Here is a 16,553-nt window from a genome sequence, read left to right as displayed (position 1 = left end):
GGTGATAAAGATGTATGATCTTGGGGATATTGTCGAAATGAAAAAACCGCATGCCTGCAAAGCCAATCGTTGGGAAATCATCCGCATGGGGGCAGACATCAAAATAAAGTGTACGAATTGCGGCCACATCGTCATGATGACGCGCCGAGAATTTGATAAAAAGATGAAGAAAATCCTAGAAAAAAAAGAGAAAGAGTGAAGTGAAGCATGGCGTTAACTGCCGGAATCGTTGGATTGCCAAATGTGGGCAAATCTACTTTATTTAATGCAATAACCAAAGCAGGAGCAGAAGCCGCAAACTACCCGTTTGCGACGATCGATCCGAATGTAGGAATGGTGGAAGTGCCAGATTGGCGCTTACAGCGTTTAACAGAATTAGTCCGTCCGAAAAAGACGGTCCCAACCACCTTTGAATTTACGGATATTGCCGGAATCGTCCGCGGTGCCAGCAAAGGGGAAGGATTAGGGAACCAATTTTTGAGCCATATCCGCCAAGTGGATGCGATCTGTCATGTCGTTCGTTGTTTCGACGATGACAACATCACCCACGTGGAAGGCCGCGTGGACCCATTAGCTGATATCGACACCATCAATTTGGAGTTGGTTTTAGCGGATTTAGAATCCGTCAACAAGCGCTATACTCGGGTCGCAAAAATTGCCAAAACCAAAGACAAAGATGCAGTTGCGGAACTGGCCGTTCTTGATAAGATCAAACCGGTCTTAGAAGAAGGGATCTCTGCTCGTTCGATCGAATTTACAGATGAAGAACAGCGCATCGTCAAAAGTTTGTTTTTACTAACGACCAAACCAGTTTTATACGTTGCCAACGTAGCAGAAGAAGACGTGGCAGACTATGAAACCAATGACTATGTCAACAAAGTGAAGGAATTTGCAGCGAGCGAAAATGCGGAAGTGATCGTCATCAGTGCTCGTGCCGAAGAAGAGATCGCTGAGCTGGAAGAAGAAGACAAAGCAGAGTTTTTAGAAGCATTAGGAATTGAAGAATCAGGGTTGGATCAATTGATTCGTGCTGCCTATGATTTGCTGGGTCTAGCAACGTACTTTACCGCTGGTGAACAAGAAGTGCGTGCGTGGACGTTCCGTAAAGGCATCAAAGCACCGCAAGCAGCGGGGATCATCCATACGGACTTTGAGCGCGGCTTTATTCGTGCGGAAACTGTTTCCTTTGAAGATCTGAACCAATACGGCACGATGCAAGCGGCCAAAGAAGCCGGTCGGGTACGTTTGGAAGGAAAAGATTATGTCGTGCAAGATGGCGACGTGATGTTGTTCCGTTTTAACGTATAAAGGGCTTTCTTCCCAGTGAATTTGTGGTAAAATGTCCATTGTGAAGAAAACGCAGAAGGGAGAATCAATTCATGGAACCAGAAACTCTGCGAAATTATGTTTCCGAAAATCGTGAATTAGAACAACAATTAACAAAACGAAACCAACAATATATATTTGATTTAAAAAAATCGCTAGAGGCAGCCAACCTTTCTGAAGAAGAAAAAACGATTGCCTTGCATGAGATGCTGCCTGTCTTAGTCAAAGAACAAAAAGGCGGCAAAACGGCCCGCCAATTATTTGGTACAGTGTCTGAACGTACCGAAGCCATCATCAACAAACCCGTTGAGCAAAAAGAATCCGGCCCCTTCTTGATGTGGTTGGATAACACCTTGCTGATTTTAGGGATTTTTGGGTTGATGCTAGGGGTTATGGGAATCTTTACTAGAGGACAAGCACAACCTTATGGCTTATTGACCCTCTTCTTGATGGCGATGCTTGCTGGTTGGGTCTTCTACTTGATGTACAAATACATGTATCAATATGAACGCCCGGGTGCTGATAAGAGCAAACGGCCGAAGATGTGGAAGATCATTTTGATTTTAGTCGCAGCCTTCATGCTATGGATCGTTGTGATCTCGCTTTCTGCGATGATCCAGCCACCATTGAATCCACAAGTGGACCCTGTGATCGAAGCCTTGATCGGGGCAGTGGCATTAGCAGCGAAGTACTACTTGAAACGCAAATACAATATCATCAGCAGTCTGTCTGTTCCTAGAGGCTGATGGCTACACGTTGATCGTGCGCCTTCTTTTGTTAAAAAAGACCGCACGATCAGCGTGTTTTTTTAGAAAAAATGGCGAATTATGAGATTTGACCAAAGGTTTGAAGAGGATTATTAAGAAAGCTTTCCGAATGGTTGACTTATGAAAAAATCTTTGCTATTTTTTTTAAAATACCTAAAAACTTTAAGGAGTGGTTACAAAAATGTCCAACTGGGAAACCAAATTTGTAAAAAAAGGGTTAACGTTTGATGATGTCTTATTGATTCCGGCAGAAAGTCACGTCTTGCCAAATGACGTGGATATGAAAGTGCAGCTTGCCCCGAATATTACACTAAATATTCCAATCATAAGTGCCAGTATGGATACCGTAACTGATAGTAAAATGGCGATCTCAATGGCGCGTCAAGGCGGACTTGGCGTGATTCACAAAAACATGAGTATCGCCGCGCAAGCAGATGAAGTGCGCAAAGTAAAACGTTCTGAAAGCGGCGTGATCATCGATCCGTTTTTCTTAACACCAAGCCACTTAGTTGCTGATGCAGAACATTTGATGAGCAAGTACCGCATCAGCGGGGTACCGATCGTAGAAACGATGGAAAACCGCAAATTAGTCGGTATCATCACGAACCGCGACATGCGTTTTGTCACGGATTATACGATGCCGATCAATGATGTGATGACCAAAGACCAATTGATCACAGCACCTGTCGGTACTTCGTTGAAAGATGCGGAAAAAATCTTACAACAACACAAGATCGAAAAATTACCGATCGTTGATGAAGCAGGGATCTTAAGCGGGTTGATCACCATCAAAGATATTGAAAAAGTAATCGAATTCCCGAATGCAGCCAAAGACACGCATGGACGCCTATTAGTGGCAGCAGCAGTCGGCGTTACCAGCGATACCTTTGAACGTGCACAAGCATTATTGGATGCAGGCGTGGACGCGATCGTCATTGATACTGCCCATGGACACAGTGCCGGTGTTTTACGCAAAATCTCTGAAATTCGTGCACATTTCCCAGAAGCGACATTGATTGCTGGAAATGTTGCCACTGCAGAAGGCACGAAAGCATTGTATGATGCTGGTGTCGATGTCGTAAAAGTCGGGATCGGTCCAGGATCGATCTGTACTACTCGGGTGGTAGCCGGTGTCGGAGTTCCTCAATTGACAGCGATCTATGATGCAGCCTCTGTGGCACGTCAATATGGCAAAGCAATCATTGCCGATGGTGGGATCAAGTACTCTGGCGATATCGTCAAAGCTTTAGCAGCTGGCGGACATGCTGTAATGCTCGGTAGCATGTTGGCAGGAACTGACGAATCACCAGGTGAATTTGAAATCTATCAAGGCCGTCGCTTCAAAACGTACCGCGGAATGGGTTCATTGGGGGCAATGGAAAAAGGCTCCAGCGACCGTTACTTCCAAGGGGGCGTAAACGAAGCCAACAAATTGGTTCCAGAAGGCATTGAAGGACGTGTCGCTTATAAAGGCAGCGTTTCTGATATCATCTTCCAAATGATCGGCGGGTTGAAATCAGGGATGGGTTATGTCGGTGCCGGCAATCTGCAGCAATTACGTGATGAAGCACAATTCATCCAAATGAGCGGCAACGGACTAAAAGAATCACATCCCCACGATGTTCAAATCACGAAAGAAGCACCAAACTACTCCGTAAAATCATAAAATGTTTCACGTGAAAACCAACGCCCCCTCTGTTCAAAAGTGGACAGAGGGGGCGTTTGGTTCTAAAAAAGGGTGCCGATCTTGCCAAAATGGCTGAGATCGGCACCCTTTTCTCTAAAATCGCTGCTGGATGATCAGCAAATCGCTTTAGCAGTAACTTATTCGTTTGATTTCAACGCATCGATCATATTGACATGAGTCAGTTTCACATGGGTGACGTACATCACGATGATCGTAAAGAGAATCGTCATGCCACCGGCTAAAGCATAAGCCGGCCAATTGATCACTAATGGGAAGACCATGTTCTCCATCGAAGCTTGGATCAAAATAAAGTCAGTCAAGAAGTAACCTACCACGTAACCTGCGAGAATCCCAAATAACGTAAAGACGATATTTTCTCGTACGATGTACATAGTCACTTCCTTATTGTAAAACCCTAATACTTTGATAGTAGAAAGCTCGCGAATCCGCTCGGAAACATTGATGTTGGTCAAGTTATACAAGACGACAAAGGCTAATGCCCCTGATAATACAACTAAGATCAAGACAATGGCGTTCAAGTTACCCATCGAATCATCCTGCATTTTGATCTGAGTGGAAAGGAGCGTCGTGTTTTTGACTTTGTCGGTATCTAACAAGGCTGTTGATAAAGCTTCCTCTTGTTTTTTCGTCATCGTCTTGCTTTTGACTAAGAACGCATTTGGTTCAAAGGTACTATTGGTGATTTCTTCATAAACGGTCGGCGACAGATAAAGAGAATTGCCTAAATAATTTTCTGCGATGCCACTAATAGGTACTTCATAGGCTTCTTGATCGCTGGTATAGAAGGTCAATGTATCGCCAACGTGCAAATCATATAATTCTGCGTACTTCATAGTCAGCACGGCACCCTCTGTTAATGACAGCTTCTGTCCTGCCGTCGTTTTCAAATGGACATAGTCTGCAAAAGCATCCTGATCTGCCGGAACCATCAAGGTCAGACTTTGTTTTCCTTGGTTAGTCGGTCGAATCTCGATCGTTTCATTGTAGACTAGCATCGAATGGGTCACAAGAGGCTCGTCTGTTAAAACCGTTTCAGCGGCAGCAACGGTTTCTTCCTTCGCATCATTTAAGGTCACGACGGCTTGATAATCCGTAATGGGCCCAAATTGTTTTGCAGTCACGGCACTTAGAGAATCTTTCAACCCAACGCCTGCCACCATCAGTCCCGTACAACCGGCGATGCCAATGATTGCCATGATCATTCGCGATTTGTAGCGGAAGATGTTACGGAAGCTGACTTTTTGATTGAAGCTTAAACGGGACCATAAGGGGGTAATTGCTTCTAATAAAATCCGTTTCCCGGGCTTTGGTGCGCGAACTTGCAGCAGCTGGGCAGGTTTTTCCCGCAATTCTTTGATCAGAACAAACAGACAGGCACCAAGCGTCGCCAGTAAAAAGGCGATTGCGGCCAAAATAATTGGCGACCAGACATAATAGACGCGAATCCCGTCTAAAAGATACCGTTCGCTGGATAGGAAATAGATCAAACGCGGCAACAGTTCGGTTCCTAATACGGCACCACTAATAATGCCAATGGCCGAAGAAAGGAGGGCATAAATCAAATATTTAAGGGAGATCTCGACTTTGCCATAGCCCATCGCTTTTAAGGTACCGATCTCTTTGCGGTTTTCTTCTACCATCCGCGTCAGTGTCGTAAAGGTGATCAACGCAGCGATAAAGAAGAAGAAGACAGGAAACACATTGGCGATCGCTGCGATACGATCAGACAGCCCACCATATTCTTGGAAACCGGGATTGTCTTTGCGTTGGTTGTAAAGATACGTCGGCTCTGCCAAGTCTTCGATCTCTGCCCGTTTTTCTGCCAGTGTTTGTTGGGCATCGGTTAGTTCTTGTTGCTGTTCATCTAATTGGTCTTGCTGCTGTGTCAATTCTGCTTCTCCAGCCGCCAATTGGCCTTCGAGGGCTGCTTGTTGTACGGGCGGCAGCTGTGCCAAGGCGGCTTGCTGTTGTTCTAGTTCCGCTTTGGCCTGATCCAGTTGTGCTTGTCCATCAGCTAACTGTTTTTGTCCATCGCGGACTTCTTTTTCTGCAGGGGCTAATTCATCAAAAGCGTCTTGTTGAATTTCTGCTAAGCGTTCCTTAGGACGGTCCGCAAACAGTTCCTCAATCGTTTCTTGATGGGCTGCCATCTTGTCGGTGTACGTATCGGAGTATGTTTCAAGCCCGGCGACATCATCAAAGGCGAGATAGAGGATCGATTTGACCTCCATCGTGAACTGTTCTTCCGGTACATAAGCAAAGTACGTCACGACACCGCTGCCGACATTTGCATAGCCCCGTTCGGCAGCACTGATATAAATGGGAGAAGTGGCAAACCCAACGATCGTATACTCTTTGTCCGACAGATTATCGGCATCATCGATCGTAAAAGTATCACCTATTTGCCAGCCATAATTTTTTGCTTCGGTGTCCAGCACGATTTCATCGGCTTTTTCTGGCAGTCGGCCGTCCTTCACCAGTAACTGGTTGAGTTCCTGTGAGGGGTCAAAGGAGGTCACTTGCACGACTTCATCTGAATTGGCAGCGTAATAAAATTGATAGGCGGCTTCTGTGTGAGCACCGCTTTTTTCCGCGGCATCAATGTCTTCCTCTGTCAATCCCAGTGTTGAAGTGACTTGCAGATCTGCTAATTGCTGGCCGTTGACATATTCACTCGCGGAATGGTTCAGGATCGGGCCGGTTGCTTTGACACCGACAAAGAGAAACGTTCCTAAAAAAATGATCAAGGTGATTGCGATAAAGCGGCCTTTTGATTGGCGAATCTCTCGCAAACTTGCTTTAAGATAGGTCTTATTTTTCATCAGATCCTCCTACCAAACGATTTCATCGATCGAGATGGGATGAGGATTCTCTTCAATGGAACGGACAGTGGCATCGTTGATATGGATCACCCGATCGGCGATCGGGGCAATGGCGCTATTATGGGTGATGATCAACACCGTATTGCCATTTTTCCGGCTAGCGTTTTGCAAAAGCTTCAACACTTGTTTTCCTGTTTCAAAGTCCAAAGCACCAGTCGGTTCATCGCATAGCAGCAGTTTCGGGTTTTTGGCTAACGCCCGAGCGATCGATACCCGCTGCTGTTCCCCACCAGAAAGCTGAGAAGGAAAGTTGTTTTTGCGGTTTTCTAACCCGACTTGGGCCAAGACTTCATCAGGATCGAGTGCATTCGGTGAGACTTCAGTAGCCAATTCAATGTTTTCTTTTGCTGTCAGATTTGGGACCAAATTATAAAACTGGAAGACAAACCCAACGTCTGTGCGGCGGTATTCTGTTAATTGTTTGTCGTTAAACTTCGCGATATCGACATTGTCGATAATGATTTCTCCTTCATCTGGCGAGTCCATCCCGCCTAAGATATTCAAAACGGTCGATTTTCCGGCACCACTAGGTCCAAGAATCACCACTAATTCGCCTTCTTCAATGGCAAAGGAAAGATCATTGTTGGCAGTGATAGTGGTTTCGCCCATCTGATAGCGTTTATATTCATTCTTTACTTCAACATAACTCATTAATAAAGCCTCCATTTTTTAAACACGTGTTGATTTAATCACATGGTGTTAGTATACTAAGAAAGAAAAGTAAGAGCAATCCTCAATGCTTGCTTATTTGTCATTAAATAGACAAATATTGATTAAATGTACAGAGAAAAGGGGAAACGATATGGTAGGGACTGTCGGGAACCGTCGAACGATCTACTCGAAAAAAGTGATCCGGCGCGCCTTTCAGGAGTTATTGTTGGAAAAAGAGTATCGCAAAATCACGATCAAAGAGATTGCGGAACGAGCAGATATCAATCGGGGAACATTTTATAAATATTATAAGGACACAGCCGCTTTGTTGGAGGAGATCGAAGGGGAGCTCGTTGAGCAGATCGCATCGAACTTGCAGCAGGAAAATTTGTCATTGGATCTTTGGCTGGAAAAACTATTGACGATTTTGTATGAGAATCCTAGTACCACCCATTTGATTTTGTTGAACAACAGCCATTTGCTGAATCTTTTGTTGTCAGAAATCAAACCGGAGACCTTGAAACGATTTGCCCAATACTTTCAAGATGCTTCCGAGGAAGAATTGGAACTGTGCCTTAGCTTTTTTGTCTGCGGGTCTATCGGTTTGATCGAACGCTGGCTCAAAGATTTTTCAACGATGCCGCCAAAAGCTGTCGCTGATCTATTGATTCAAATTTTTGTGACTAATGTGTATGAAGAAAAGAAGGGCTAAAAAAGAGGGGATGATCCAATAACTAAAAAGGAACGCAGCAAGAGACAATTTGCTGCGTTCCTTTTTCTCTTAATCAACGAGGCGTTCATCGTTCATCCCAAAGTATTGATGCAACGGTTTTTGCCGTGCTTCTAATAATTGATCGACGGTCACGAATTCGTAGCCTTCGTTTTTGAGTGTTTTAATGACTCCCGGTACGGCTTTCACAGATTTCGGGTGAATATCATGGATCAAGATCATGGCACCATTAAAGACATTTTGTTGAACCAAGGCATTGATTTTCTTCGGATCCTTCAATTTCCAGTCTTGAGAATCGATGTCCCATTGAATGATCGGCATGCCGATGGTTTCTGCGCTTTGTTTGTCGATAGCGCCATAAGGGGGCCGTAAATTCCTAGGTAGTAAACCCGTCGCATTGTAAATGGCTTTATTGGTTTTCGTAACTTCTGCCTGCAAATCTTCCGCTGAAAGAGTATTCAGCTGCGGATGAGAGTAAGAATGACTGGCGATCTCGTGTCCAGCTTCTTGGACTTTTTTGGCGGCTTGCGGATATTGCTCAACCATTTGTCCCAGCATAAAGAAGGTCGCTTTGACGTCATTTTCTTGTAAGATGTTCAAAAGATCCATAGTGGAGGTACTGTTGGGTCCATCATCAAAGGTCAATGCCACGTATTTTTTATTGGGGTCAAGACTTGGCAAGGCATTGTTGAGTTGGTCAGCAGCCACGAGATCAGGATCAATGAATGGGGCAATCTCGCTGTAAGACAGGGTGATTTCTGTCGCTTCCGTCTGATTTTTTGGCAATTCGATGGTCAGCTTTTCCGGATCATAAGTAAATTTCGAATCGAAGGTGATCCGCTCCATAGCCAAGACGGCGTCGATGATTTTTGCGGGTTCCTTGGCTTGATCCAGCAGTTTCTGTTGAATGACTTGTTGAATACCTAATAAGCTGCCTTCATCAGGAACCAGTTCTTTCAAAGACAATTCGGTTTGCGTCTTCTCTGATACGAAGATCGGTGCATCTGTTAAACGATCAGCATCTTCAAAACGACCGGTTTCTCGATTCCATACATAGCTGTCGGCTTTTAATGAATAGGTAGAGACTTTTGCAGCTACCGTTTGTGCTTGGATACGGGCAACGGTGACGACTTCTTTTTCCGTTTGTTTTTTGCGCAATGACTCAGCGGCTTTTGTCAACCGGTCTTTGATATCTTTGATGGGAAACGTATCGAGGTCTTGCGGGCAGTAGATCAGTTCTTTGTTTGTTCCTTCTGAGAGCACTTCAGGCGATGTTTTTAACCCATTTTGGCTTTGTTCTGCTTGGATTGATGCCAGTAATTTCTCTGCAGCTGCCTCATATTTTGCTTTGGCCGCAACTTCTTGTTGGTGCAAGGTGTAAAGAACCGAGCCAGCCGTTGCGATCAAAACGATCAATAATAAGGCAAATAAGGAAAAAATTGCTTTCCGATACGGCTTCTTTCTCGAGGGTGGTCCTTTCGGTCTTTCTTCAGCTGATGCTGTTCGTTTTTGATTATTGTTTGGTTTCTTGTGCAAGTCACTCCGACGGGCATAGGTCTTTCGTTCGGGCATTGGTGAAGCTCCCTTCATTCCATCCTAAATTATGCCCACGTTACCATAAGTCACAGGCACTTTCAACGATCATGCCCGGTTTCTGATAGAGGATTAAAAAGACAAAGGGATTTTTCTAATTATTCGCTTAAAAATTACAGCCTTGTTGCGTTGTTTCTCTTGCAAGAAGTGATCAAAGTGGTTAGGGGGATGGAAACCACTATAGGCTACGTGAACAAGAAAACCCCTAGGCAACAGCTCACGCGGTGTGACTGTTCTCTAGGGGTTGCTACTGAGGTTACTAAGGCTTAGGCTTTTTCAATTTTTGTCAGTCCGCCCATATAAGGAACCAGAACTTCTGGTACCGTTACACTGCCGTCTTCGTTTTGATAATTTTCAAGCACTGCGGCTACCGTTCGACCGACAGCCAAACCAGAGCCGTTTAGTGTATGCATGTAGTGAATCTTGCCCTCTTGATCACGGTAACGGATCATGGCACGACGTGCTTGGAAGTCTTCACAGTTTGAGCAAGAGCTGATCTCACGATACATCTCTTGGGCAGGGATCCATACTTCTAAATCATAGGTCTTCGCTGCAGAAAAGCCCATATCTCCTGTACACAAGCTAAGCACACGGTAAGGTAAATTGAGTTTTTGCAAAATATCTTCGGCATTAGCCGTCATTTTCTCTAATTCTTCATAAGAATGTTCTGCATCACTGAATTTCACCATTTCGACTTTATTGAATTGGTGCAAGCGAATCAAACCGCGAGTGTCACGGCCAGCGCTGCCGGCTTCTGAACGAAATGATGGGCTCAAGGCAGTGAAGTAGGCAGGGAGCTGTTCTTGTTCTAAGATCTCCCCTTGATAGTAGTTGGTCAAAGGTACTTCCGCAGTCGGGATCAAAGTCAAATCAGTGTCTGCCAATTGGAAAACATCTTCTTTAAACTTCGGAAATTGCCCAGTACCGAACATTGCTTGGCTGTTGACTATATACGGGGTGATCATCTCCGTATACCCATGCTCATAAACATGCTGATCCAACATGAAGTTGTATAAGGCACGTTCCAAACGAGCACCTAAGCCTTTGTAGTAAACAAAACGGCTACCAGAAACTTTGGCACCTCGCTCAAAGTCGAGAATCCCCAAGTCTTCTGCGATCTCCCAATGGGGTTTTGGTTCAAAGGCAAAGGTTTTTGGGTCTGCCCAACGGCGGACTTCTACATTGTCATCTTCATCTTTGCCCACCGGAACAGAATCATTGGGCAAGTTCGGCAACGTCGTGGCGATCTCTTTGATGTCTTCATCAATTTGAGCGATCTCTTCATCCAATTGCTTGATTTGGCTGCCGACTTCTTTCATTTGGGCAATTTTATCTGCCGCATCTTCTTTCGCCCGTTTCAAGGCGGCGATCTCACCAGAAACCTCATTACGCAATTTCTTGCGCTCTTCCGTTTGGACTAAGAGTTCTCGGCGACGCTCATCAAGTGTTAAAAAGCGGTCCAACACTTCTTTTTGGACACCTCGTGTTGCGAGTTTGCTTTGTACTTCAGCAAAATTTTGGCGAATCATTTTTACATCTAACATAGTGATACATCCTCCTTTGATTTTTCCATAGAAAAAAGGCCATTCCAATCCCGTATTGCTTGGGACGAAATGACCATTCGCGGTGCCACCCAAGTTCAGCTTGCGCTGCCCTTGCTGCTCGTATCGTGAGCCAACGATTTTTCTTTCGAAAAATACACGTTAAAGAACTGGATTCTATTTTTTCCAACACTGATTTTCACCAACCATCAGCTCTCTATACAGATGAAAAAAATATACTAGGTTCTGTGCCTTGATTATTTTCTCTAGCATACCCAAAAAATGTTGGGTCGTCAACCATAGGTTTGTGTGTTGGATAAGTTGTTGCGTTTCAACGGGAGATGGATAATAAAGGACGTCCATTCCGGCGTTGACTTGGCATAGATATAGCCGCCATGTAAGGCGACGATGCTTTGAGCGATCGCTAGACCTAAGCCAGTTCCTCCTGTTTCTTGAGAGCGGGATTCTTCCACTCGGTAGAAACGGTCGAATAGAGAATCAAGGGCTTGCTTAGGGATCATTTGCCCATTGTTTTTGACTGTTAAGATCGCTTCGGTCCCGACTTTCTCGACTTCCATGCGGATCTTATCGGCGCCTTTGCCGTATTTCAAGGCATTCGAAAGCAAGTTATTGAAGACCCGCACCAGTTTTTCGGTATCGCCATCCATCTCGATGTGTTCCGGACGGGTGTATGTTTCAATCTTGATGCCTTTCCGACTAGCTTCTAATTCAAAGTCCGCCGCCAATTGTTCCACTAGCTGGGCCATGTCAAATTCCATCACATTGATTGGGACGCTAGGCTGGCGCACTTTTGTGTATTCAAACAAATCATCGACAAGGGATTTCATTTGCTTGGCTTTGACATACGCCGTATGGGTATATTTCAGCAATTCTTCTTCTGAATGGTATTGTCGATCTTCAATTAGACCTAAATAGCCGATGATCGAAGTCAACGGTGTTCGAATGTCATGACTGACATTGGTAATCAGCTCATCTTTGGATTGCTCGATCCGTCGTTCATCTTCAATCGCCGCCACCGTACTGTCGACTAAGCCATTGATATTAGAAACGATCCGACTTAAATCGCCCCGTAACTCGAAGGGAATGCGATGATCGTAATTGCCTTCCGCAATAAAATGAAGCTCGCTGATGATGTGACGTAGCTGCATTTGATGGTAGCGACGAATCAAACGCCAATATAAGACGATCACATCTAATAGGAAGAACATCGGTAGAATGAAGTTGCGCCCACTGCGGAAGATATCTGTATTAAAGGCAGATGTGAAAGCATTCTTCGATGCGTAGATGGCATCAACTAAATCTGGTGAATTTTCAACGATTGAGGTCAAGATGACCAAAATAGCGATATTTAATAGAAGTAAAAGAACAATCGTTACAATTCCTTCGGCAAATAACTCACTGATTTCCTTTGAGGTCAGCGTGATCCGTTTCTTTTTTTCGATGGGTGTGTTGCGCTTTTTTTCAGTTGGTTTACTTCGCATCTATTTTGTAGCCGACCCCCCATACTGTTTGGATGACTTTTTCACCATCCGTGGCTTCTTCGATCTTATCTCGTAAGTGACTGACATGGACCATAACTGTTTTGGCAGAAACGACACTTTCTTGTTTCCAAACTCGTTCAAAAATCTCATCGGCGCTAAAGACACGGTTCGGATGCGATGCCAGCAAGTAGAGGATACCGAATTCTAATGCAGTCAATTGAATTTCGTTGCCATCGACGGTTTTTACTTCATGGGAATCGCGATTGATAATAAGGGAGCTTACTTCTAGAATCTCTGGTTGATTTGAAGCAGCCTGCATCTTGGTTCTTCTCAATAGCGATTTTACCCGGGCCATAACTTCTAATGGGTTGAAAGGTTTTGTGACATAATCATCCGCACCGGCGACCAATCCACGAATCTTATCCATATCGGTTGTTTTAGCGGTCAGCATAATAATAGGGATTTGGGATTCTTTTCTCAATTCTTTCACGACTTGCATGCCATCCATTTCTGGCATCATGATATCTAAGATCAATAGTTCGATATCAGAAGTGGTGCGGATCTTGGTCAGTGCTTCTTTTCCATCATATGCTTTGACCGATTCATAACCTTCATTGTGTAAATAAATGCTTAATAGTTCTACGATCTCTTTGTCATCATCTGCTACAAGTATTTTCATACTGGGTCCTCCTAGGAACAATATTCTTTTCTCCATTTTAGCAAATATTCCACAAAATAGATAAAATCATACTTAAATTTATAAGAATGATAGGAATTAAGAAAACACAAAAAGGAAAAAGACGAACGATAGGCAAATAATAACGGAAAAAGTCCTTAAAAAAGACGGAAATCACGGACTAAAAATCACGAATCATCTTTGGAAACGGAGTAACTAGAAACGTTGGTCTATCAATCATTTTATGGTTGACGAATAGCGCAAGTCTTGGTATATTATTACATGTGCCAAATGACTAAACGAATTCGTAAAAAGAATTTAAAAAAGTGGTTGACGCACAGCTCGACAGATGATATTATAACGAAGTCGCAATTTTAAAACAGTTAATCGATGTTGATACATCAACAAAATTAATTAAAAAAAGTTGTTGACAAATAACAAATCATTTGTTATTCTAATGAAGTCGCTGAGACAGCCGCTGCGAAGTTGAAAAACAACGAGCGAAAAAAACTTTTAAAAAAGAGTTGACAATCAATTGTCGCTCTGGTATGATATAAAAGTTGCTAACACAGCACGGTAGACCTTTGAAAACTGAACAAAGCAAGCAAACGAACCAATGTGTAGGACGTTTCAATTTATTGAAACAAATACATGCAAGCAATAGCTAGCAAAGTTAATTTTTATGAGCTTAATGACCGTATGGTCATTCAAACAAATCATTATGAGAGTTTGATCCTGGCTCAGGACGAACGCTGGCGGCGTGCCTAATACATGCAAGTCGAACGCTTTTTCTTTCACCGGAGCTTGCTCCACCGAAAGAAAAAGAGTGGCGAACGGGTGAGTAACACGTGGGTAACCTGCCCATCAGAAGGGGATAACACTTGGAAACAGGTGCTAATACCGTATAACACTATTTTCCGCATGGAAGAAAGTTGAAAGGCGCTTTTGCGTCACTGATGGATGGACCCGCGGTGCATTAGCTAGTTGGTGAGGTAACGGCTCACCAAGGCAACGATGCATAGCCGACCTGAGAGGGTGATCGGCCACACTGGGACTGAGACACGGCCCAGACTCCTACGGGAGGCAGCAGTAGGGAATCTTCGGCAATGGACGAAAGTCTGACCGAGCAACGCCGCGTGAGTGAAGAAGGTTTTCGGATCGTAAAACTCTGTTGTTAGAGAAGAACAAGGATGAGAGTAAAACGTTCATCCCTTGACGGTATCTAACCAGAAAGCCACGGCTAACTACGTGCCAGCAGCCGCGGTAATACGTAGGTGGCAAGCGTTGTCCGGATTTATTGGGCGTAAAGCGAGCGCAGGCGGTTTCTTAAGTCTGATGTGAAAGCCCCCGGCTCAACCGGGGAGGGTCATTGGAAACTGGGAGACTTGAGTGCAGAAGAGGAGAGTGGAATTCCATGTGTAGCGGTGAAATGCGTAGATATATGGAGGAACACCAGTGGCGAAGGCGGCTCTCTGGTCTGTAACTGACGCTGAGGCTCGAAAGCGTGGGGAGCGAACAGGATTAGATACCCTGGTAGTCCACGCCGTAAACGATGAGTGCTAAGTGTTGGAGGGTTTCCGCCCTTCAGTGCTGCAGCAAACGCATTAAGCACTCCGCCTGGGGAGTACGACCGCAAGGTTGAAACTCAAAGGAATTGACGGGGGCCCGCACAAGCGGTGGAGCATGTGGTTTAATTCGAAGCAACGCGAAGAACCTTACCAGGTCTTGACATCCTTTGACCACTCTAGAGATAGAGCTTCCCCTTCGGGGGCAAAGTGACAGGTGGTGCATGGTTGTCGTCAGCTCGTGTCGTGAGATGTTGGGTTAAGTCCCGCAACGAGCGCAACCCTTATTGTTAGTTGCCATCATTTAGTTGGGCACTCTAGCGAGACTGCCGGTGACAAACCGGAGGAAGGTGGGGATGACGTCAAATCATCATGCCCCTTATGACCTGGGCTACACACGTGCTACAATGGGAAGTACAACGAGTTGCGAAGTCGCGAGGCTAAGCTAATCTCTTAAAGCTTCTCTCAGTTCGGATTGTAGGCTGCAACTCGCCTACATGAAGCCGGAATCGCTAGTAATCGCGGATCAGCACGCCGCGGTGAATACGTTCCCGGGCCTTGTACACACCGCCCGTCACACCACGAGAGTTTGTAACACCCGAAGTCGGTGAGGTAACCTTTTTGGAGCCAGCCGCCTAAGGTGGGATAGATGATTGGGGTGAAGTCGTAACAAGGTAGCCGTATCGGAAGGTGCGGCTGGATCACCTCCTTTCTAAGGAATATTTCGGAAGACTACACATCGTTTGCCTTTGTTCAGTTTTGAGAGGTTTACTCTCAAACAAATTTGTTCATTGAAAACTGGATATCGAAGAAAAAATCAAAACAAGTAACACACACCGAGTTGAAATGTTAAAAGAGTTTTTTAATAAGTTCAACGCTTATTTTCTTGAGCAACCTTCTATCGCTAGAAGAAGTACTCAAAACCGACCGTAAGGTCAAAGGTTAAGTGAATAAGGGCGCACGGTGGATGCCTTGGCACTAGGAGCCGATGAAGGACGGGACTAACACCGATATGCTTTGGGGAGCTGTAAGTAAGCTATGATCCAGAGATTTCCGAATGGGGAAACCCAGCATCTTTTATAGGATGTTACGTCTGCGTGAATACATAGCGCAGTCGAGGTAGACGCAGAGAACTGAAACATCTAAGTACCTGCAGGAAGAGAAAGAAAATTCGATTCCCTGAGTAGCGGCGAGCGAAACGGGAAAAGCCCAAACCAACAAGCTTGCTTGTTGGGGTTGTAGGACTCCGATATGGTAGTCTATTCAGATAGTCGAAATACTTGGAAAAGTATGTCAAAGAGGGTAAAAACCCCGTAGGCGAAATTTGGATAACACCTAGGAGGATCCTGAGTACGGCGGAACACGAGGAATTCCGTCGGAATCCGGGAGGACCATCTCCCAAGGCTAAATACTCCCTAGTGACCGATAGTGAACCAGTACCGTGAGGGAAAGGTGAAAAGCACCCCGGAAGGGGAGTGAAATAGATCCTGAAACCGTGTGCCTACAACAAGTTAGAGCCCGTTAATGGGTGATAGCGTGCCTTTTGTAGAATGAACCGGCGAGTTACGATAGCATGCGAGGTTAAGTTGAAGAGACGGAGCCGCAGCGAAAG

11 protein-coding genes, 2 rRNA genes and 1 other annotated feature (1 of these 14 cut by a window edge) are annotated in these 16,553 nt (G+C 44.9%); of the genes, 7 read left to right on the top strand and 6 right to left on the bottom strand.

Annotated elements, in window-relative coordinates:
* Positions 1 to 10: 10 nt before the first annotated feature.
* The 4 genes from IGJ74_RS18015 (at position 11) to guaB (ending at position 3,759) form a co-directional block, all read left to right on the top strand.
* A complete protein-coding gene (locus IGJ74_RS18015) occupies positions 11 to 199 on the top strand; it encodes a DUF951 domain-containing protein (RefSeq protein WP_005226253.1) in 189 nt (62 codons plus the stop codon).
* Between the two features lie 8 nt (positions 200 to 207).
* Positions 208 to 1,308, top strand: coding sequence for a redox-regulated ATPase YchF (ychF, locus tag IGJ74_RS18010; RefSeq protein ID WP_005226252.1), 1,101 nt, complete (start codon positions 208 to 210; stop codon positions 1,306 to 1,308).
* Positions 1,309 to 1,379: 71 nt separating this feature from the next.
* On the top strand, positions 1,380 to 2,072 hold the full coding sequence (locus IGJ74_RS18005; RefSeq protein ID WP_005226251.1) for a DUF1129 domain-containing protein: 693 nt from the start codon (positions 1,380 to 1,382) through the stop codon (positions 2,070 to 2,072).
* 202 nt (positions 2,073 to 2,274) lie between these two features.
* Complete coding sequence (gene guaB / locus IGJ74_RS18000) at positions 2,275 to 3,759, top strand: IMP dehydrogenase (protein ID WP_005226250.1); 1,485 nt, start codon at positions 2,275 to 2,277, stop codon at positions 3,757 to 3,759.
* Positions 3,760 to 3,917: 158 nt separating this feature from the next.
* Here guaB and IGJ74_RS17995 read toward each other — a convergent pair whose 3' ends face one another.
* Complete coding sequence (locus IGJ74_RS17995) at positions 3,918 to 6,623, bottom strand: FtsX-like permease family protein (RefSeq protein WP_087664723.1); 2,706 nt, start codon at positions 6,621 to 6,623, stop codon at positions 3,918 to 3,920.
* Positions 6,624 to 6,632: 9 nt separating this feature from the next.
* Entirely contained in the window at positions 6,633 to 7,334 is a 702-nt protein-coding gene (locus IGJ74_RS17990) for an ABC transporter ATP-binding protein (RefSeq protein WP_008376960.1), read from the bottom strand.
* A gap of 85 nt (positions 7,335 to 7,419) precedes the next feature.
* Between IGJ74_RS17990 and IGJ74_RS17985 the strand changes: the two genes are divergently transcribed.
* The gene (locus IGJ74_RS17985; protein ID WP_005232942.1) at positions 7,420 to 8,046 is read left to right on the top strand and encodes a TetR/AcrR family transcriptional regulator; all 627 of its coding nucleotides are present in this window, start codon (positions 7,420 to 7,422) and stop codon (positions 8,044 to 8,046) included.
* Positions 8,047 to 8,115: 69 nt separating this feature from the next.
* Here IGJ74_RS17985 and IGJ74_RS17980 read toward each other — a convergent pair whose 3' ends face one another.
* The 4 genes from IGJ74_RS17980 to IGJ74_RS17965 all read right to left on the bottom strand — a co-directional run bounded on the left by IGJ74_RS17980 (position 8,116) and on the right by IGJ74_RS17965 (position 13,379).
* Positions 8,116 to 9,636, bottom strand: coding sequence for a polysaccharide deacetylase family protein (locus IGJ74_RS17980; protein WP_087664722.1), 1,521 nt, complete (start codon positions 9,634 to 9,636; stop codon positions 8,116 to 8,118).
* 287 nt (positions 9,637 to 9,923) lie between these two features.
* Positions 9,924 to 11,201 carry a serine--tRNA ligase gene (gene serS / locus IGJ74_RS17975; protein WP_005232944.1) on the bottom strand — a complete coding sequence of 426 codons (1,278 nt, stop codon included), beginning with the start codon at positions 11,199 to 11,201 and terminating at the stop codon, positions 9,924 to 9,926.
* Positions 11,202 to 11,258: 57 nt separating this feature from the next.
* Positions 11,259 to 11,456: a binding site (T-box leader), on the bottom strand.
* A gap of 35 nt (positions 11,457 to 11,491) precedes the next feature.
* Positions 11,492 to 12,700, bottom strand: coding sequence for a sensor histidine kinase (locus tag IGJ74_RS17970; protein WP_005232945.1), 1,209 nt, complete (start codon positions 12,698 to 12,700; stop codon positions 11,492 to 11,494).
* On the bottom strand, positions 12,690 to 13,379 hold the full coding sequence (locus IGJ74_RS17965; protein ID WP_008376963.1) for a response regulator transcription factor: 690 nt from the start codon (positions 13,377 to 13,379) through the stop codon (positions 12,690 to 12,692). The genes IGJ74_RS17970 and IGJ74_RS17965 overlap by 11 nt, the downstream gene beginning before the upstream one ends.
* Positions 13,380 to 14,093: 714 nt before the next feature.
* Between IGJ74_RS17965 and IGJ74_RS17960 the strand changes: the two genes are divergently transcribed.
* Positions 14,094 to 15,653, top strand: a 16S ribosomal RNA gene (locus IGJ74_RS17960).
* 228 nt (positions 15,654 to 15,881) lie between these two features.
* Positions 15,882 to 16,553: ribosomal RNA gene (locus tag IGJ74_RS17955) — 23S ribosomal RNA — on the top strand (it continues 2,243 nt past the right edge of the window).
* Together the 16S and 23S rRNA genes form the textbook arrangement of a ribosomal RNA operon.

Origin of the sequence: Enterococcus sp. AZ009 (genome assembly GCF_050548785.1) — a bacterium.
Lineage (GTDB): Bacteria > Bacillota > Bacilli > Lactobacillales > Enterococcaceae > Enterococcus_D > Enterococcus_D entomosocium.
This window is presented reverse-complemented; position numbering and strand designations above follow the sequence as displayed.